Source organism: Vibrio sp. AIC-3 (assembly GCF_013114515.1).
Lineage (GTDB): Bacteria > Pseudomonadota > Gammaproteobacteria > Enterobacterales > Vibrionaceae > Vibrio > Vibrio crassostreae_C.
Map to the genome: position 1 here is coordinate 26,137 of NZ_VTXG01000022.1, position 17,486 is coordinate 43,622.

The following is a 17,486-nucleotide window of genomic DNA, read 5'->3' on the forward strand; positions in this document are numbered from 1 at the left end:
TCGTAACTATCAATCGAATTAGAGTTATTCTAGAGCCTGTTATTCGCTTTATGTTATTTATCAAAGCGACTCCTCAAATTGAGAGCGAGGTAATCTTGTGAGTTGTTCGGTTTGATATACTCAGTACTCAGTACTCGTTCGATAAAGATGATGGAGATGATATGTCGAAAACCGCGAAGATCATTAATGAAGATAAGCTGGTAAAAAAAGCAGTTGAAGTCGGTTTTAAGATGGCAAAACTACAAGGTTTTGATTTGCCAAATTCATCCCAACCGATAAAGGTTAAAGCGGTGTACTTGTTCCTTGTTGAAGTCAATCAGATCACACCTCTCCCTGAGAGCAAGCTTGATGGTGCGAACATCAAGAAGCGTTTAGCACTCTGGCTTCATAATGCACTTCCTGACAATGACCCTTTGAAGTAAACCTTTTCTAAGCTGATATTCCTGAACTCGTTCCCTCTGAGTTCATTATTCATCGATATGTTAGATAAGAAACCTAGCGAGCTCTCGCTAGGTTTTTTTGTTTTTGAGGCCGATATTTTAATAGTGGATAGCGAGTCACTGCCATTCGAAGCGTTGTTATCTACTCGATAGAATGTTCAACACTGAGAGTGTTGGTGATTTATGCCGCTTGATTGGCAATCTGAGCACATAATTTACTAATGACTCTAACCTTCTTTTGACGCTTATTCGGTTAAAGACATTTTCTTAAGATCTCCACCGATCAAATACATTAGAACTCAAAGTATTATTTAATTCATGCTGACCGCTATTAAATGTGATACAGATCACTTATTTTTGTTTTTTAAAGTTAAGGTGTTGATCTTAGTAGGGGGTAAATGCTCATAATAAAAAGGAATTTAATTAGAGCTCAAAGGAATTTCTCGGTATGATTACATCAGCGCCTTGGGTGTTGTGTCCAGAAGTGATAGAAAAAACGAGTGAAGAATGGAGTTTTCGCGAGCCCAAAGCTTCAGATGGCAACGACATTTATCGACTGATTTCAGAATGTCCGCCACTAGACACCAACTCGTCATATTGCAATTTTTTGCAATCCACTCACTTTAGTAAAACTTGTATTTTGGTTGAGAACAAAGGTGAGCTTGCGGGCTTTATCTCGAGTTATCAAAAACCGAGTGAGCCTAATGTTCTCTTTATTTGGCAAGTTGCAGTTGCCCCTCGATTTAGAGGTCACTCTTTAGCTTACAAGATGTTGAACAGCTTACTTCGTCGAGAGTGGCTGAAGAGTATAGAAGCTATTGAAACAACCATTACTAAGTCAAATCAAGCGTCTTGGGCACTCTTTAAAAAGCTAGACGCAAAAAATAGTAGCACTGGAAAAGTGACCACTTTCTTAGATGAAAATGTTCATTTTAAAGGGCTGCACGATACTGAGTATTTGTATCGAATACCCCTTAAATAATCATTAACTTATAGGAATCAAATAACGGCCTTATCATGGATATTTTTAAAAAGCAGGAATCTAACGTACGTTCATACTCGAATAGTTTTCCAGTCACTTTTGCTAAATCAAAAGGCTGCTGGCTTGAAACAAAACAAGGTGATCGTTACCTCGATTTTCTTGCTGGAGCAGGATCTCTCAATTACGGTCATAACAATCCAATACTTAAGCAAGCTTTACTTGAGTATATTGAAATGGATGGAATTACACATGGCTTGGATATGAATTCAGAAGCCAAAGCTGAATTCCTAGAAGCTCTTAGTCGCTTTATTTTGGAACCTCGAGCATTAGATTACAAAGTTCAATTTACCGGCCCGACAGGAACAAATGCGGTTGAGGCAGCGATTAAGTTGGCGAAAAAAGTAAAAAGTCGAAGCAGTATTGTTGCATTTACCAATGGTTTTCATGGTTGTACGGCGGGTGCATTGGCTGCTACAGGCAACCAACACCACAGGCAAGGTGCGGGCTCAAATCTCAACAACGTTACGCGTTTGCCATTTGAAGGTTACGCTGGAATCGATGGTTTAAAATTATTTGAAACGATGTTAACCGATAATTCCGCTGGTATGGATAAACCTGCTGCCGTTTTATTGGAAACGGTTCAGGGTGAAGGTGGGTTAAATGTCGCTTCAAATGAGTGGCTACAGAAGTTAAGCAAAATCTGTAAAGCCCACGATATCCTACTTATTGTGGATGATATTCAAGCCGGTTGTGGTCGAACAGGAACGTTTTTTAGCTTTGAACCTTCAGGTATAAAACCAGATATCGTTACGCTATCTAAGTCGATAAGTGGTTATGGCTTACCGATGGCTGTGGTTTTATTAAAGCCTGAACTAGACAAGTGGGAGCCGGGAGAACACAACGGCACCTTCCGTGGTAACAACCATGCGTTCATTACTGCTGCTAAAGCGTTAGAAATGTATTGGTCAAATGATGATTTTGAAAATCATATTCAACGTAGCTCAAGCATGGTCGATGATGTCATTCAACGCAATCTCAAGCGTTTCCCTGAGCTATTTGTTCAACGCAAGGGACGCGGAATGATGATTGGCATTGAATGTAAAGATGGGAACACAGCTGATGAGATTGCAAAAGTGTGTTTTGACAAGGGCATGGTAATTGAGACCGCAGGTCCAAACGATGAAATCTTGAAGTTCTTTTGTCCATTAACCATTTCAGAATCGGAATTGATGCAAGGTTTAACTATTTTCGAAGACTCAGTTGAAGTGGTAGCAACCAAGCATTTCAAGAAAGCATCGTAATAGGGAGAGTAAAATGATTGTTAGAACACTTGATGAATGTCGTAATAGTGAAAGACGTATTGTATCGGATAACTGGGAAAGCACTCGCATGTTATTGAAAGATGACAATATGGGATTTTCTTTTCATATCACAACAATTTACGAAGCGACAGAAACACATATCCATTACCAAAACCACTTGGAGTCTGTGTTTTGTATGAGTGGTGAAGGGGAGATTGAAGTCGTTGGTGGTAAAACTTACCCAATCAAACCCGGTACGTTGTACATCCTAGATAAGAATGATGAGCATTATTTACGCGCATATAAAAACAAAGAAATGACAATGGCTTGTGTGTTTAACCCACCAATTACTGGCGCTGAAGTACACGATGAAAACGGCGTTTATCCACTCGTTGATTAACCCATATATTCAGGGGTGATATCTCACCCCGCTCCCTATTATTTAGTCTTTAATCTCTTCAAGAACAAAGGTCTTTTATGACATTTACCGTAGAAAAAATCGGCGGTACATCAATGACAGCATTTGATGCTGTGCTCGACAATATTATTCTCCGCCCTCAAAATCCTTATAACCGAATCTTTGTTGTGTCCGCTTACAGCGGTATGACGGATGCATTGTTGGAATGTAAAAAAACAGGTAAGCCTGGTGTCTATCAATTGATAGCGATGCGTGACGATTCGTGGAAGGATGCTCTATCTTATATTGAACGCCGCATGCTATTGACCAATGAGCATATTTTTGCGGATCCAATGAATCGTATGAGAGCAGATAAGTTCATCCGGTCTCGTATTTCAGAAGCCAAAAACTGTATTACTAACATTCTTGAAACGTGCCAATACGGACAGTTTTCACTGAGACATTATTTACCACAGATTAGAGAGTTTCTTTCTTCAATTGGAGAGTCACATAGTGCATACAACACGGCTCTTAAATTAAAAAACATTGGTATAAATTCGACCTTTGTTGACCTTTCTGGTTGGGACAACAAAACCCCTCAAAGTTTGGACGATACGATTAGAGAGGCTTTCTCTGACATTGATGTTACTGAGGAGCTTCCCATAGTAACTGGTTATGCGTATTGCAAAGAAGGTTTGATGCATACTTATGATCGTGGTTACAGTGAGATGACGTTTAGTCGTATCGCTACTATTACTGAGGCATCATTGGCGATCATCCATAAGGAGTATCACTTTAGTTCGGCTGACCCAAAAGTCGTTGGTGTAGGTTCGGTTAAACCGATTGGGGCAACTAATTATGATGTTGCCGATCAACTGGCTAACCTTGGTATGGAAGCTATTCACTCTAATGCGGCTGCTGGGTTACGAGAAAGTGGCATAGAACTGCAAATCAAAAACACCTTCGAGCCAGAACATGAGGGTACACTGATTTCTTCTGATTACCGACCAGACACGAATCACATTGAGATCATTGCCGGAAAACAGAAGGTATATGCGTTACATGTTTTTGACCAGGGAATGGTCGGTAAGGCGGACAATGTTAGTTATGAGTTAATGGAGATTATCGCAGATGCTAGAGTGAACCTTATTGGTAAAGAGATGAACGCCAATTCTATTACCTATTATCTAGGTGGTAGCACCGAGAGTTTAAACAAGGTGTCTTATAAGGCTGAGAAACGTTACCCTCAGGCATCTATTTCAGGTCGAATGGTCGCTATAATCTCAGCGATCGGTTCTCAAATTGATACCAATAAAACGCTCGCTAATGGTGTATTGGCTTTGATGAACCATAGTGTTACGCCTATTGCATTACATTCGTCTATGAGAAACGTAAATGTGCAATTTGTTGTGAGTGATGACAAGTATCAACAAGCGATTTGCGCGTTGCATGAAGAATTCTTTGACCAAGATAAAAGAACCGAGACATCGGTGAATGCAGCATAAAATTTAACAGTGGAGGGCTCACCCTCCACTGTTAAATTTTCATGGAAAAGCAAAACATCAACTGCAAATTAACGATCGCCTGTATCTATTTTGATCACACAGCAACATCAGATATGAGTATTACTACTCTTGATACTTATCGAGCTTGTTATAAAGCGTTTTGATGCTGATTCCCAAGTCTTGTGCTGTTTCCTTTTTGTTGCCTTCATTTTCTTCGAGCGTATTGATAATCGCCGCTTTCTCAATCTTCTCAAGAGAAACACCCGCCGGAACCATATCCTCAACGGTAGTCCCTGTTTCTAAAGGAGGAGTATCAAAAATTAGGTGTTCATCTTTAATCGTCTCATCTGCCAATATAAAAGCTCTTTCAATACAGTGTTTTAATTCCCTGACATTCCCTGGCCATGCATGGGCTGATATTTTTTGAAGCGCTGATGTGAAAATGGTCTTCGCAGTGGTTTCATTTGCGTTGCGATGAGCAATAAAATGTTTTGCTAAGCCGACGATGTCGTCGCCTCTTTCACGCAATGGAGGGACATGTATGGGGAAGTGAGCCAACCTGAAATAGAGATCCTCTCTCAAAAACTGTTCTTCAATAGCGACTTGTGGATCTCGGTTTGTCGCTGCAATGACTCGAGTATTAGCGATACTCGTTGCATTACTGCCTACAGGGCGATATTCACCTGTTTCTAAAACTCGTAGTAATTTGACCTGGTGTTCAAGTGGCATTTCGGTGATTTCGTCGAGAAACAATGTGCCACCTTCTGCTTGCCTAAACACCCCTTGGTGTGTGCGATTCGCCCCTGTAAAAGCGCCTTTTTCATGACCAAATAATTCACTATCAACTAACTCAGGGCTGATAGCACCGCAGTTGATCGCAATAAAAGGTTGGTTTTTACGATCACTGGCAAGGTGAATCGTTTGTGCGACTAATTCTTTACCTGCCCCACTTTCGCCGACAATCAAAACATTGGTGTCAGTCTTCGCGACTCTTCTTAAAGTTCGATACAGCTTATGCATGGGCTTAGAAGAACCGACTAACATACCGAACTGGTCTAAATCGCTGGTGGACACTTTACGCCCTTCTTCCTGCTTCTGGAGGAAGTATTGACTGAAGTCTGCAAGGGTATCTTCCAATATTTGCATGTCGACGGGCTTTCTATAATGGAAGATTGCGCCATGGTTCATCATCATGTCTAAATTTTTGTTTGGCGTACCTGTACTGATAATAATCAAGTCCATTTCGTCCAACCCTGTTGCACTCGATAAGGACTTAAAATCATCGTTAGTAAATCGAGAGACTTCAACAATAGCAGTATCTGGTTGCAGTTGTTGTAGCTTGTCAATCCAATGAACATCCATAGTACTTTGAATTATTTCAAAGCTTGATAATTCATCTAGAGAGTTTACTTTAGACCGCAATAATTCATCTTTTAACTCTATAAAAAGTGTCGGTAATGACATGATTTAACTCTCTTTTTGTACGACAGAAAACGACCTTGATAATAACATGATGTCCTTCAAATACGAATCTATCATTTACTATACGCCACCTTTTAAATGTAGTTACAATATTACTGATAGTAGAAGTGGCTAATTAACAGTATTGATATTAATTATTCTAGGATCTCCATTGATGATAATTTTTACAAAATACTCGTGTAATTAATACACCTCCGATTATTTTACCAATGGTAAATTTTCAAAATTAAAGTGTAAATCCTTTATTTTCAGTCAGTTAAAAAGTTGGCATGCTGGTTGCAATTGTACAAGTGTCAGTTAACTAGAGGAGATAATTAATGAGAAATACTGCAAGTAAAATATTATTAGCTACTTTGATTGCAACTTCTTCATCAACTGTTTTTGCTAATAGCATGTGGGAAAAAGAAACTTTCGATGCGTGGATTGATGGAAAAGCAGAAACGACTTTATTACTGAATACTAATTTAAACTCATTTGACATCAACACCTACGTTAAAAATCGAGTGGTTACTTTAACTGGCTCGGTTAAAAATGAAACAGAGAAAGATTTGGCAGAAGAGTTAGTGCTAAGCCTAGATGACGTTAAGTCTGTAAAAAACGAACTTACAGTGATTGATGAAGACAAAGAAAAAACACCCGCAGCCGTACAAGCTTTGACTGATGCTCACATAAAGACACTGGTAATCACTCGTTTATTAATGAATACCAATGTTAGTGGTAGCGATATTCAAGTTGAAACCGAAAACAGTGTGGTTATCTTGAAAGGTTCAGTTTCATCAAGCAGTGAACACGACTTAGCTTTATCTATAGCAAATAATACCCCGAATGTAGAGAGAGTGGTGGATAAATTAAATATTATTTAACCTCTCTACAATTGGTAATTTATTAAAAATTGGGGAATAACGATGATTCGCTGGTCGCTAATATTTTTTATTGTCGCAATTATTGCCGCCCTATTGGGATTTAGTGGTATCGCTGGGGCTGCTGCGACAGTAGCAAAGATCATATTTTATATATTTGCAATATCACTACTGGTTTCAGTGGTAATTATGTTGCTGAATAAAAACAAACATTAGGAGTTTATATGAACATCAAATCGAACGCTTACCGTTTTTTAACTATTGTGGGTATTACATTTGCACTTGCGGCATGTAGTGATGAAGGTCCGATGGAACAAGCCGGGGAAAATGTAGATGAGGCTGTAGAGGATACTCAAAACGCAATAGAAGATAGCTGTGAAAATATTAAAGAGCATTTAGATGCGAAAGATGAAGATTGCTAGAACTGTCATCTAGAGTGCAATGAGATGCCAAAATCCTCATAAAAATAAACCAATGAAGTAGGAATTAGACATGAAAAATATATTTGATGTGCTCAAAGACAGTCATGAAAAGCAACGACTTTTGATGGATGCGTTACTCCAAACTTCGGGAGACACACAAGCTAGGCAAGAACTCTATGTTAACCTTAAGGATGAGTTAACCAAGCATGCGATTGCAGAAGAGCGCCATTTTTATGCACCTTTGATCGAGAGTGATAAATCCATTGACATGACTAGACATGGAATCGCTGAACATCATGGAATCGACAAAATACTCGCTCAACTCGATGATACAGAGATGTCTTCACCAGCTTGGCTTGTTTTAATGAAAACATTAAAAGATAAGGTTGAACATCATTTAGAAGAAGAAGAGCAGCGTTTTTTTCAAACCGCAGGTCGAGTCTTAGATACTGAACAAAAAGAAACATTAGCTCGTAAATATGAAAAAGAGGTTGCTTGAATCACGAAGTAATCAAATTCTTTAAATAAGTATAAAACTGCTTTGTTATCAAGCTAAGGGCTCATTCTTGAGCCCTTCTTTTATTTAATTTAGAGATAGATAAATTTACGGATAAATATATTTAAATTCACGGATAAATTAAGGCGTAACATGTTTATTATTAAATATTATATGCTTCTTGCTATAGCTTGTTTTTTTGCTGCTGCTCTTATACCACAACTAATAATCCGTGGTGTTTTTTCCTGGTGTAGTTTGTCGATGTTCATCGTTAGTGTTGCCTACATCTTCGATATGCCGTCAATATTTAGGAAGACTAGCGATGGGAAAATAGTGTGGTGGATTAGATGGATCTTCATTCCATTCTTCTTAGGTGTTCGACTGTACAATGCATGGGCAATGAAAAGAGATAAAGTTGAACCAATACAGAAGGTTGGAAAAGGTTTATATGTATCTCGTCGTTTGTTCCCTTCAGATTTATCGTTCTTAGAATCTCAAAACATCCATTGTATTGTAGATGTTACAGCTGAGTTTTCTGGTTTAGAAAGTGCAATGACCGGTGATCAATTTCGCTATTTAAACACCCCGGTTCTTGATCATAAAGTCCCTAAAACGCATAAGCTTAAACATGCTATAAATTGGATCGATACCCAAATCAATCAATCTAGATCGGTTGTTGTGCATTGTGCTCTCGGTCGAGGACGTTCTGTCTTTGTCGTAGCTGCCTACCTTTTAGCAAAAAATCCGTCACTTACTGTAGAGCAGGTCTTGAAAAGTATTAACGACGTGCGAAGTACAGCCCAATTGAACCATCTACAACTAAAAACACTTCAAGCAATCAGTGATAAAGGTTTGCTCACTCTTGGCCATAAAGCTTGCCTTATTGCCAACCCTGTTGCAGGTGGTGGTAAATGGTTGGCGAATGAACAACAGGTTATTCGTGAACTTACGAGAAAGTACAGTTTAGATATTTTTCTTACTAGCCAAGAAGTATCAGCAGAAATATTAGCTAAGCAGGCCAAAGACCGGAATACTGCGCATATTATCGTTGCAGGTGGCGATGGGACGGTTAGTGAAGTCGCAAGGCAAGTTAGGAAGACTGATACACAACTCGGGATTATACCTTTGGGTACCGCGAACGCTCTATGTCATATGCTTTATGGATTGACCTCGAAAATATCGCCTGTTGAAAAAGCGTGTGAGGCTATTTTATCTGGCAACTCAAAAAGAATCGATCTGGCGTTCTGTAATCAACAACCAATATTACTGCTTCTTGGTATTGGGTTTGAAGAACAGATGATCGATTACGCACATCGAGAACAAAAAAATGAAAAAGGGCAATTCGCGTATTTGACTGGGTTCTTCAATGCAGTAATCACCGACGATAATCAACACTTTCAAATTTCAATCGATGACCAACCATCACAAAGTATGAAATTACAAAGTTTGGTCGTGGCGAACTCTTCCCCTTTTAGTACTGTGCTTGCTCAAGGGGGACAGCCTCCTAGGCCGGATGATGGGAAGCTGCATATTACCTATTTGGAAAACACAAATTCACTTAGTAAACGAGCTATCGCTCTATCTGATCTGTTGTTATCGAGTCTCGGAGCGAAAGAACAAGCTAGTTACTTTACTTATGCTTCGGCACAGCTCGTTAAAATTGATTCTGACCGACCTATTTCATACGTGATTGATGGAGAGACGTATTTGGCTGATTCACTGGAGATAAGTATTGATAAGCAAGCCTTAACGGTTTGTATTCCATGAATGTATTGAATAATCCGCATATTGAATAAGAAGGAGACACCATGGAAATGAATCTCTCTTTTAACTTAGAGAAGTTTCAGCATCTGATAGAGGGTAAGTTAGAGCATTGGTTAGTTGAAGCAATTAAACTTATCCCTAACCTGATTGTTGCTTTTGTTACGTTTCTTATTTTTATCTTTGTTGCCAACATAAGCGGCAAGTTGTTTAAAAGATTGAGCAATAGAGTTGTCGACTCTCAAGAAGTCATTAACTTACTGGCTTCTATTGTTAAGGTTACCATTGTTACTATTGGATTTTTTGTCGCGTTAGATTTTGTTGGGCTCCAAGGTACGGTTACATCGTTGCTTGCCGGTGCCGGTATTCTAGGTTTAGCTATCGGTTTTGCTTTTCAAGATATGACTGAGAACCTCATTTCAGGTATTACAATGAGTATTCGTAAACCTTTTAAAATTGGCGATGTTGTTGGTTCCAACGATGTCATGGGTACCATAGTCAAAATAAACTTACGAAATACACTGGTTGAAACGTTCTCTGGTCAACACGTCATGATTCCCAATAAGATGGTTTTCCGAAATATTTTGACGAACTACAGTCGAAAAGGACGAAGAAGGGTCGAGATCCCTGTGGGGATTTCCTACGCAGACTGTCCCAAAAGAGCCGCTGAGGTGATAACCAAAGCGATAAACCAAAAGTCTTATGTTAGTCGGAAAGAAGATACGACGGTTTACGCTTCAAGCTTTTCTGATAGTAGCGTTAACTTATTGGTTTGGTTTTGGATTGAGTACCCAGGAGGTTTTGGTTATATGGACGCAAAGCACGACGGTATTATAGCGGTTAAAGAGTCATTATCAGAGGCTGGAATGACAATACCGTTTCCGATTAGAACACTTGATTTTGATCCCAAAGGCGGTAAAAGTCTGTCTAGAATGATGACTGGGGCTGTCGATGACGCTTCCTAGAATAACATAGCGGTCCCTCTCGTAAAAAAGCGTCAAGGCAATATGCCTCGACGCTTTTTATTTTGAGTGATGTCAGAATTAGATCAGAATTAAACCTAGATTATTCCCACTGTTTAATTATTGTGTTGTAGGCTTTGATTCTCTTCTCAAGTTAATTAATCGTATCTATTTTAGATGGGTTATATCTGTTACAAATGCTTTGCTATCTCATCATTTTCAACTTGCAACGCCGCAACCCAATAGGAGAAAAAAGCAGACATATGTTGATTGTTAAACTTTCTAATAGTGTTTTTGAGGTAAGAAATTAGGCTTAAATTACTCTGGTACATATCGTTATAACTAACAATTAACGCAGGGGGCTGACTCAATATGTCATTGTCATTAACTTCATTGTTAATGCAGAACTTGGTGTTTACTTCGTTTATTAATGAACGTTCAACTTTTATAAATCGATTTGCAGCTCTTGCAATGTTCCCATGTGCTTTCTGTTCAATTAGGTCAACACATGAGAAGTAGTGATCTTTCAATGTACATAGTATTTTTTCTATGCCTTTATAGTGAATTACCTCAAGGGGATCATTGTCCTTTTTAAACAACATATCATTACTCCTTTTTATCTCAGTAGTATTTATAATTTCAGTTGATTTATAATAATTAAAATAAGCCTTTTCTTTGATTCTGATTTCCAACCATCATTCGCTAATAACTAATTCTGACGCATGTTGTGTATTTGGTCTCGACATGATTCCATTTCATTTTTTACCACTTTTAATCTTCTTCTCCCTTCTAAATCAGGGTTAGTTTCTAGCAGTGATTCAATGTCGGAAATGATCTTTGTCTCGACACCTTCTAGGTGCTTTAAATAGAGCTCTTGATTGTTTTTACCTTTTGTATCTTCCGCTTCAATACAGCGCTCTCTGGCATTTATCGTATAACTAGCGGGTATCTGTTCTTGATGTATTTTTGAGTAGTAAGTTAAAGATTGTAACTTTAACTCTGCACATTTCTTTACCGTGTAGATATCAAAAAGATTTTTTGCCATCTTTTCACTTCTTATGTTGGATATCGCTTTTTCGTAAATAATATTTCCACTTTTTATCAGGTTAACAATAGATAATATACTTTGGTTTCTCATGAATCCTCATTTGGTTCTAAGCTGTATTTGGTTTATTGCATTTTTTATGCCAATTAATAACCCTATATTCAGCTTGTTTCGTCTAAGGTTTTACTTTGTTTTTGTAAAAAATACATTAATAGATGTTTTCTAGTGAAATTATTACATTGATTAATGCCATTTATTAATGATATGGGAGCTTATCTTCAATTATTCTGGTACTTGTGAAAGTTGGCACGATGCTAGCATTGATTATTAAAGTAGCTAGAGATTAATAGTATTAATATTATTCTCTGGCTTATGATAATCAAATAAGGAGAAAACTTATGCCAAAGTCAAACGCTAAAAATTCAGAAGCCAAACAACAAATTGAAGAAACTTATGAAAAAGCTGAAGAGGCCGCAGTAGAAGTTATCGAAAATGTGAAAGAGGCGGTCCATGAAACTCTCGAGGCCAGCTCTGAAAGTGTGAAGAACACGTCTGAGAAAGCGGAAAACATCATTAAAGAGCGTCCATTATTGAGTGTTGGCTGTGCGTTTCTCGCTGGTTGGGCTGTCTCGAAGTTAATCAAATAGCCATATATCAACATCGCAATTGAGAGAGCACCGTTATGCAGGTAAATAGTCAAAATGATCCAGTAAACTCTGCCAATGATAAATCGAGCGATCGTAAGGTGGATGATCTTAAACGTTCTGCTTCTGAGTTAAATGGATTGTGGAAAGACTTAGCTATATTACAGACACATACCCAGCAATGGTCTCAATCGACCTTAGAGCTTTTCTTATTGGAGTTTCGCAATAGTGTTGATGCATTTAAAAAGCGTCTTGTGTTTCAGCTCCTCTTTGTTGCGTTGTTACCGCTGTTTCTTTTTAGTATCGCCGTCGGTGCTGGAGTAGTGATCTACTACTTCACTTTGAATCTGTTAGCGGGTTACGGCGCGTTTATATTCACACTCGGTTTGATTCTAATATGCTTGGTACTTCGTTCTAGTTACTTAAAGCAATTTATAGGTTTTGAATGTACGAAAGAGCAATTGAAGGAGGGGTTACATGTCAGCACTCAAGAATCGACAAAGACAGATTCAAATGAAAAGACTTGAGGGGAGAAGTAGAGCTCGTCAAGTTGCACTTTGTATGGGACTTATTCGTCACAAAGGAAAAGAGTTTGTTCACAAGTACCCCTTGTATGCTCTTGGCATCACAGGCCTTGGTGTTGTAATTTTGAATCGAACTCATCGTTTTAAATCGTCTGTTTTTGGTTATAAACAGCTATCGCTAATACTTAATTTACTTAAGTAACCATCATTTTTAATTCAAGTTAGTGTTGGCTGACGGTATCGAGTGCCTGATTCAAATTGACGAAGCCTCAAAAACAAAACCTCCTACTCATAGGAATAAAATGACATCAAAAAAATACAGTATTCTTAGACAACGAAGTGTGTTGCAAACTAGTTTTATGCTCCTTGCTGTTCTCATTATGTCTATTTTTACATTACATATCGGCAAGCCATTTTTGTTGCCAATCATCTTTGGTGCTTTTATTTCTTTGCTATGTAGCCCTCTAGTTAACTACCTTACTCGCTTCGGTATCCCTCGAGTCATTAACGTAATGGCTGTACTTATTGGTTTTATTGGCTTTGTTGTGATTAGTTTGAATATGTTGAGTGAGCCCGCTCAGCAATGGTGGTCAAAATTACCAATGTTGGTTGAGAATGTATCTAATGAAGTGAGTGAGGTTACTCAAAACAGTCGCTTAACTGACGCCACCGGGTTCTCCATGAGTAGTACTGTTACCAATGATGGGCTTACCAATAACACGGCTTTTTCCATTATAGAATCAGTGCTTACGACAACACCAACCATTGTTACTCAGTTGTTGGTTGCGTTTCTTATGGCGTATTTCATGATGAATTACGGTCGAAAAATTTATTCTCAAAGCTTATCTCTTTTTGAATGCTTTTCAGATAAGCGTAGGGCTGTTGAATTGGTTAAAGTTGTTCAAAAGGATTTGTCTCGTTACATAGGCGCCATCACCATCATTAATGTTTGCTTAGGACTCACTGTTGGCTTTGCTTTTTATATGATGGGATTGCAAGACCCTTTCCTTTGGGGCGCTTTTGCAGGCTTAATGAATTTTATCCCCTATCTTGGCCCGATGGTTTCAGTTACGTGCTTTGCTTTAGTCTCTTTTATACAGTTTGAGTCGTTTAGCTACGCATTGACGGTCGCTGCGATCTTCCTGGCGATTAATTTGATAGAAAGCCAATTGGTTACTCCTACATTACTGGGGAAAAGGTTTAGTCTCAATCCGCTGATTTTATTTGTATGGCTTGTATTTTGGGGTTGGCTATGGGGCTCTATGGGAATGCTAGTAGGGGTCCCATTACTTGTCTGTGTGAATGTATTTTTTGAACAGTTAAGACATCCAAGGTTGAATGCTCATAAAGGTCAGTAGAGCAGAAGTAAGCCTTGATAACCACTCAGCGTCACTTCTTTCACATAGTCTCCAATGTTGCCATTTGTATCGACGGGCCTCATTGGCTTGTTTAATGGAATACTGAGTTTCGGTGCCGAATAGAAGTCACGATTTTTACCATAGAAATCGGTTCGATAAAGTACGCGCCCATGCTCAAACTCTCTCGCGAGCACCATCTCTTGTGGGCCTCTCTCTACGATGTTTGTTTCCGATCGATAAAGAAAATAGGTATAGGTTGGTAACAGCTGAACCTTGCCGTTTGGCAGATCAGCATGCACAACTTGATGCTTGGTTGAATCGCCGACAATAGTGTAGTCACTGGGTGTTGAGTGTGTGGTCGAAAGCATCAACGGAATGGGCTCTAATTTATTCGGAATCCGGTTGGCTGGAAAGCCTAGGTCGATCTTGTGCAGTTGTGTCGGTCGGTAAGCCATGTTTTTCGGCACGCCACTCTTCCAAAAATTCTCTTCGGTAGTATTGCCGCTGCCATACACATAACTGCTATTCCATTGGTTAAAATAACTATGTTGTGGCTGGTAACTGAGGTAATAAATAGCGAGGGTTGAATACTGATCTTGTTGCCAGTTATCTTGGCTGTTACCTAGGTATTGAACGCGCCCATAGCGAGTAGTGGCTTGGAATATAACGTTTGAATCAGTGTTAGCTAACGCTGAGTTATCCCAAAACTTAGACAACCCGGCATAACCACTAAAGCCTGTAGAGGGGAATAAGTAGTGCTCCCTAAAGTACAGGTTTCCTGAGTCAATTAAGTGTGATTGCCCGTTTCGGCCATAAAGGTTGGCCGTTCCAATATTAAGGCCAATTGAAAGAGTGTCGTCGTTAGCTGATAACCGTTTGAGAAAGGCTGCGAATTGCGTTTTGTATTGCTTATCCGCTTCATTAGACCCTACGACAAGACCAAGCTCTTGAATGGTTCCTCCTGAATGAACCTCAAATTGATTGCTGCCAAGGAGTTTGTTGGTATCGTCGTTGTAGGCGCCATTGAGCCCCTGTTGCCCCCAATGTTTGGAATAGTAGTTTCGCATCAACATCAGTAGGTCTGGGTTAGCAAGGTTGGCCAATGACCATGATGAGTTTTGGTTCCACATTCGGCCGAAAGGAATGACGCGAGACTCCCAACGAAATCGAGCCGTAGCCAATTTGTTGTTCCTATTTTTATATTCAACAGGTGATAAATAGTTGTCTTGGTCGAGATCGGCTGATTGGTCAAAACCACGGATCTTGCGCCAATGCTTGGTTTCGTTTGGTGGTTGTGAATCTGTCTTTGAAGTCTGCAGATCTTTGAGTACGATTCTCGGGAAATAGTCCTTCAATTGAACTTGATTTAAGCGAGGGCGGATATCATTTGGGTTCCCTTGCCAGCGCACCCTAACAACGTATAAACGCCCGCCATCTCGAATAAACGTAGAACCAAAATACTGACCCCCACCATAACTCTGACCACTTCCATCGTGAGTATTTGCTCTTACCCAGTTAGATGGGACTCGCCAGTTTACGGCTTGGTTTCGGGTCATGTTGTTCGTGTTATCTTCCGTTACAACGACGTTAGACCATGCCGTGACTTTGCCCTCAATGTTTATCGATGATGGATACTCAATCTGAAACTCTCCGCCCTGTGCAAAGTGTGAAAATTCGAATGCTAAGTGATTGAATTTTTCAGAGTGATAAACGTAGAGAGCGCCACCTTTGTCGAAATATTCAAACACATCAGCATCCCAAGGTGGTGGTTGATAAAGAGCAAAGCCCGCGTGCTTTTCATCAGCGGTATAGCCGATAATCATAGGTTTGCGATTTAAAGTGGTATTGGCGCCGTGACTCGTATCAGGCTCTGCCAGAATCGTGTCTTCTGAAAAGTGTAGGAAAAAATCTTCGTAATCAATGCCATTTCGCTCTGCGGCGTTTCTAATTTCGTTTTCTAATTCTCCTGAATTCAGATCCAATTTTTGGTTGTACATATAACCAATCGCGCTGACGCTTTCGTTATCATTTTTATCGGCGTAAGCCCCAAACACTAAGTCACTATTGTTGACCTCCCAATCGATCACCTCTCTGGCTGATAAGGGGGAGCCATGTAAATTGAACCCATTCTCATGTTGGCTTGGTAGCACAATGGTATAGCTTGCCAAGCTGGTGTTTGAAGACACAAGGCATGTGAAGGGAAGGGCCAATAGTAGTCGAGTACGGTGTTTTTTCATCAAGCTTCCTAGTCACAATGGGAGCGATTTAATATCAGCCAAATTAAGCATCTCACGCTATGTCAGTGTAGCAAAGCACGGTATTGGGGTTCGGTGTAAATCGGGAGGTTAGCTCGAATAGATATCAGCATGTAGCTTCTAACTTGACAGTTTGGAGGTTACTAACAACTATTAAGTTGATGATTTTAAATCCGTAATCCATTGGTTCACCTAAGGTGAATGACTAAGGAAGTAGGTGCGGGTGTTTTGTGATGTTCAATATGACTGAACTCGATAAATAAGGAGGGGATGCCCCTTATGATGTCTTTACTGTTTTTGTTATTACTTGTAGCGATGATATGTGCTGTTTTTGGTACAAAGACCGCTGCGTATGGCTTTTTCGCTAGCTCAGTGATCCTTGGTTTGTATTGGTTCAATCATCATGCCACTGATCCACTCTCAATCTTATTGTAAGGAGCTAGCATGAATCGAAATCAGTTAACTCTCTTGAATACGCTTGGCCTGCTAGGCATGACAGCCGTTTTATTGATCGGCTTTGTTCTGCAGTTCGTGTTAAATGAACTTCCTTGTCCTTTGTGTTTGTTGCAGCGCATTGGTTTTGTGATGGTGGCGTTTGGCTTCATGCTGAATGTGGTTTATGGGCCTCAATCTCGTCACTATGGCGTCATTCTGATTGGCGCTTTGTATGGTGTGGCCACATCGCTAAGACAAGTCTCTTTGCACGTAATTCCCGGAACTCCAGGCTACGGCAGCCCTATTTTGGGAATGCACTATTACACTTGGGCCTTTGTACTGTTTGTGGCGACGATTCTTGCTGTGTCGATTATTTTGATGCTGACCAATAAGACCGAATCTCATGAACCATACAAGATGGGTAATTTCGGGCGGATTGTGTGTCTTCTGGCAATCGCGGTGGTGGCCTTGAATGCTATTGCTACGTTTGTGGAGTGTGGGCCATATCAGTGTCCGGATAACCCGGTGAGCTATTGGTTACTCAATCAAGGTGCGAGTTAGAAAAATGGTGCTTTGAGAGAGCGATTAAAGAGCAACTGGCAAAAGAAAAGCCACAG

The 17,486-nt window shown here is 39.7% G+C and carries 21 protein-coding genes; 17 read left to right on the forward strand and 4 right to left on the reverse strand.

Annotated elements, in window-relative coordinates:
* The first annotated feature begins 161 nt into the window (after nt 1-161).
* The 5 genes from F0229_RS15100 (at nt 162) to F0229_RS15120 (ending at nt 4,625) form a co-directional block, all read left to right on the forward strand.
* Nucleotides 162-422 carry a DUF5062 family protein gene (locus F0229_RS15100; protein ID WP_065677671.1) on the forward strand — a complete coding sequence of 87 codons (261 nt, stop codon included), beginning with the start codon at nt 162-164 and terminating at the stop codon, nt 420-422.
* Nucleotides 423-888: 466 nt separating this feature from the next.
* Nucleotides 889-1,422, forward strand: coding sequence for a diaminobutyrate acetyltransferase (gene ectA, locus F0229_RS15105; protein ID WP_010431975.1), 534 nt, complete (start codon nt 889-891; stop codon nt 1,420-1,422).
* Nucleotides 1,423-1,457: 35 nt separating this feature from the next.
* Complete coding sequence (gene ectB / locus F0229_RS15110) at nt 1,458-2,723, forward strand: diaminobutyrate--2-oxoglutarate transaminase (protein ID WP_171733166.1); 1,266 nt, start codon at nt 1,458-1,460, stop codon at nt 2,721-2,723.
* Between the two features lie 13 nt (nt 2,724-2,736).
* Nucleotides 2,737-3,123, forward strand: coding sequence for an ectoine synthase (locus tag F0229_RS15115; RefSeq protein ID WP_010431969.1), 387 nt, complete (start codon nt 2,737-2,739; stop codon nt 3,121-3,123).
* Between the two features lie 77 nt (nt 3,124-3,200).
* Nucleotides 3,201-4,625 (forward strand): aspartate kinase, encoded by a 1,425-nt coding sequence (locus F0229_RS15120; RefSeq protein ID WP_010431966.1) that lies wholly within the window; start codon nt 3,201-3,203, stop codon nt 4,623-4,625.
* A 123-nt stretch (nt 4,626-4,748) separates the two neighbouring features.
* Here F0229_RS15120 and F0229_RS15125 read toward each other — a convergent pair whose 3' ends face one another.
* Nucleotides 4,749-6,089, reverse strand: a complete 1,341-nt coding sequence (locus tag F0229_RS15125; protein WP_171733167.1) for a sigma-54-dependent Fis family transcriptional regulator — start codon at nt 6,087-6,089, stop codon at nt 4,749-4,751.
* A gap of 335 nt (nt 6,090-6,424) precedes the next feature.
* Here F0229_RS15125 and F0229_RS15130 point away from each other — a divergent pair, with 335 nt between their 5' ends.
* The 6 genes from F0229_RS15130 to F0229_RS15155 all read left to right on the forward strand — a co-directional run bounded on the left by F0229_RS15130 (nt 6,425) and on the right by F0229_RS15155 (nt 10,611).
* Nucleotides 6,425-6,970 (forward strand): BON domain-containing protein, encoded by a 546-nt coding sequence (locus tag F0229_RS15130; RefSeq protein WP_017065851.1) that lies wholly within the window; start codon nt 6,425-6,427, stop codon nt 6,968-6,970.
* Nucleotides 6,971-7,012: 42 nt separating this feature from the next.
* Nucleotides 7,013-7,183, forward strand: a complete 171-nt coding sequence (locus F0229_RS15135) for a DUF1328 domain-containing protein (RefSeq protein ID WP_010431958.1) — start codon at nt 7,013-7,015, stop codon at nt 7,181-7,183.
* 8 nt (nt 7,184-7,191) lie between these two features.
* Entirely contained in the window at nt 7,192-7,389 is a 198-nt protein-coding gene (locus F0229_RS15140; protein WP_010431955.1) for a hypothetical protein, read from the forward strand.
* A 70-nt stretch (nt 7,390-7,459) separates the two neighbouring features.
* Nucleotides 7,460-7,888: a hemerythrin domain-containing protein gene (locus tag F0229_RS15145; RefSeq protein WP_017065200.1), complete on the forward strand. Its 429-nt coding sequence runs from the start codon at nt 7,460-7,462 to the stop codon at nt 7,886-7,888.
* A gap of 150 nt (nt 7,889-8,038) precedes the next feature.
* Entirely contained in the window at nt 8,039-9,652 is a 1,614-nt protein-coding gene (locus F0229_RS15150) for a diacylglycerol kinase family protein (protein WP_171733168.1), read from the forward strand.
* A 41-nt stretch (nt 9,653-9,693) separates the two neighbouring features.
* Entirely contained in the window at nt 9,694-10,611 is a 918-nt protein-coding gene (locus tag F0229_RS15155; protein ID WP_016797856.1) for a mechanosensitive ion channel family protein, read from the forward strand.
* A 188-nt stretch (nt 10,612-10,799) separates the two neighbouring features.
* Here the strand turns inward: F0229_RS15155 and F0229_RS15160 are convergent, their stop codons facing one another.
* Both F0229_RS15160 and F0229_RS15165 read right to left on the reverse strand, forming a co-directional pair.
* Nucleotides 10,800-11,210 carry a hypothetical protein gene (locus F0229_RS15160; protein ID WP_010431943.1) on the reverse strand — a complete coding sequence of 137 codons (411 nt, stop codon included), beginning with the start codon at nt 11,208-11,210 and terminating at the stop codon, nt 10,800-10,802.
* Between the two features lie 107 nt (nt 11,211-11,317).
* Nucleotides 11,318-11,746 carry a hypothetical protein gene (locus F0229_RS15165; RefSeq protein ID WP_010431941.1) on the reverse strand — a complete coding sequence of 143 codons (429 nt, stop codon included), beginning with the start codon at nt 11,744-11,746 and terminating at the stop codon, nt 11,318-11,320.
* A gap of 305 nt (nt 11,747-12,051) precedes the next feature.
* On the opposite strand from F0229_RS15165, the gene F0229_RS15170 reads away from it, so the two are divergent.
* From F0229_RS15170 to F0229_RS15180, 4 genes are all read left to right on the forward strand, one after another.
* Nucleotides 12,052-12,300, forward strand: a complete 249-nt coding sequence (locus F0229_RS15170) for a hypothetical protein (protein ID WP_010431939.1) — start codon at nt 12,052-12,054, stop codon at nt 12,298-12,300.
* Nucleotides 12,301-12,335: 35 nt separating this feature from the next.
* The gene (locus tag F0229_RS15175) at nt 12,336-12,824 is read left to right on the forward strand and encodes a hypothetical protein (protein WP_010431936.1); all 489 of its coding nucleotides are present in this window, start codon (nt 12,336-12,338) and stop codon (nt 12,822-12,824) included.
* Nucleotides 12,811-13,023, forward strand: a complete 213-nt coding sequence (locus F0229_RS21905) for a hypothetical protein (protein WP_016795981.1) — start codon at nt 12,811-12,813, stop codon at nt 13,021-13,023. Before F0229_RS15175 ends, F0229_RS21905 begins: the two co-directional genes overlap by 14 nt.
* Before the next feature lie 100 nt (nt 13,024-13,123).
* Entirely contained in the window at nt 13,124-14,179 is a 1,056-nt protein-coding gene (locus F0229_RS15180; protein ID WP_171733169.1) for an AI-2E family transporter, read from the forward strand.
* Here F0229_RS15180 and F0229_RS15185 read toward each other — a convergent pair.
* Nucleotides 14,173-16,416: a hypothetical protein gene (locus tag F0229_RS15185; RefSeq protein WP_171733170.1), complete on the reverse strand. Its 2,244-nt coding sequence runs from the start codon at nt 16,414-16,416 to the stop codon at nt 14,173-14,175. The genes F0229_RS15180 and F0229_RS15185 overlap by 7 nt on opposite strands.
* Before the next feature lie 297 nt (nt 16,417-16,713).
* Between F0229_RS15185 and F0229_RS21910 the strand changes: the two genes are divergently transcribed.
* Nucleotides 16,714-16,869: a DUF5993 family protein gene (locus F0229_RS21910; RefSeq protein ID WP_253820999.1), complete on the forward strand. Its 156-nt coding sequence runs from the start codon at nt 16,714-16,716 to the stop codon at nt 16,867-16,869.
* Between the two features lie 9 nt (nt 16,870-16,878).
* A complete protein-coding gene (locus tag F0229_RS15190) occupies nt 16,879-17,430 on the forward strand; it encodes a disulfide bond formation protein B (protein ID WP_102487553.1) in 552 nt (183 codons plus the stop codon).
* The last annotated feature ends 56 nt before the right edge of the window (nt 17,431-17,486 follow it).

What these genes read in the sequence shown, in the direction of transcription:
- ectB (WP_171733166.1), top strand. Translation starts at nt 1,458, where the DNA reads ATGGATATTTTTAAAAAGCAGGAATCTAACGTACGTTCATACTCGAAT.
- F0229_RS15170 (WP_010431939.1), top strand. Translation starts at nt 12,052, where the DNA reads ATGCCAAAGTCAAACGCTAAAAATTCAGAAGCCAAACAACAAATTGAA.
- F0229_RS15100 (WP_065677671.1), top strand. Translation starts at nt 162, where the DNA reads ATGTCGAAAACCGCGAAGATCATTAATGAAGATAAGCTGGTAAAAAAA.
- F0229_RS15145 (WP_017065200.1), top strand. Translation starts at nt 7,460, where the DNA reads ATGAAAAATATATTTGATGTGCTCAAAGACAGTCATGAAAAGCAACGA.
- F0229_RS15185 (WP_171733170.1), bottom strand. Translation starts at nt 16,416, where the DNA reads ATGAAAAAACACCGTACTCGACTACTATTGGCCCTTCCCTTCACATGC.
- F0229_RS15150 (WP_171733168.1), top strand. Translation starts at nt 8,039, where the DNA reads ATGTTTATTATTAAATATTATATGCTTCTTGCTATAGCTTGTTTTTTT.
- F0229_RS21910 (WP_253820999.1), top strand. Translation starts at nt 16,714, where the DNA reads ATGATGTCTTTACTGTTTTTGTTATTACTTGTAGCGATGATATGTGCT.
- F0229_RS15180 (WP_171733169.1), top strand. Translation starts at nt 13,124, where the DNA reads ATGACATCAAAAAAATACAGTATTCTTAGACAACGAAGTGTGTTGCAA.
- F0229_RS21905 (WP_016795981.1), top strand. Translation starts at nt 12,811, where the DNA reads ATGAAAAGACTTGAGGGGAGAAGTAGAGCTCGTCAAGTTGCACTTTGT.
- F0229_RS15155 (WP_016797856.1), top strand. Translation starts at nt 9,694, where the DNA reads ATGGAAATGAATCTCTCTTTTAACTTAGAGAAGTTTCAGCATCTGATA.
- F0229_RS15160 (WP_010431943.1), bottom strand. Translation starts at nt 11,210, where the DNA reads ATGTTGTTTAAAAAGGACAATGATCCCCTTGAGGTAATTCACTATAAA.
- F0229_RS15165 (WP_010431941.1), bottom strand. Translation starts at nt 11,746, where the DNA reads ATGAGAAACCAAAGTATATTATCTATTGTTAACCTGATAAAAAGTGGA.
- F0229_RS15175 (WP_010431936.1), top strand. Translation starts at nt 12,336, where the DNA reads ATGCAGGTAAATAGTCAAAATGATCCAGTAAACTCTGCCAATGATAAA.
- F0229_RS15120 (WP_010431966.1), top strand. Translation starts at nt 3,201, where the DNA reads ATGACATTTACCGTAGAAAAAATCGGCGGTACATCAATGACAGCATTT.
- F0229_RS15135 (WP_010431958.1), top strand. Translation starts at nt 7,013, where the DNA reads ATGATTCGCTGGTCGCTAATATTTTTTATTGTCGCAATTATTGCCGCC.
- F0229_RS15190 (WP_102487553.1), top strand. Translation starts at nt 16,879, where the DNA reads ATGAATCGAAATCAGTTAACTCTCTTGAATACGCTTGGCCTGCTAGGC.
- F0229_RS15130 (WP_017065851.1), top strand. Translation starts at nt 6,425, where the DNA reads ATGAGAAATACTGCAAGTAAAATATTATTAGCTACTTTGATTGCAACT.
- F0229_RS15140 (WP_010431955.1), top strand. Translation starts at nt 7,192, where the DNA reads ATGAACATCAAATCGAACGCTTACCGTTTTTTAACTATTGTGGGTATT.
- F0229_RS15125 (WP_171733167.1), bottom strand. Translation starts at nt 6,089, where the DNA reads ATGTCATTACCGACACTTTTTATAGAGTTAAAAGATGAATTATTGCGG.
- ectA (WP_010431975.1), top strand. Translation starts at nt 889, where the DNA reads ATGATTACATCAGCGCCTTGGGTGTTGTGTCCAGAAGTGATAGAAAAA.
- F0229_RS15115 (WP_010431969.1), top strand. Translation starts at nt 2,737, where the DNA reads ATGATTGTTAGAACACTTGATGAATGTCGTAATAGTGAAAGACGTATT.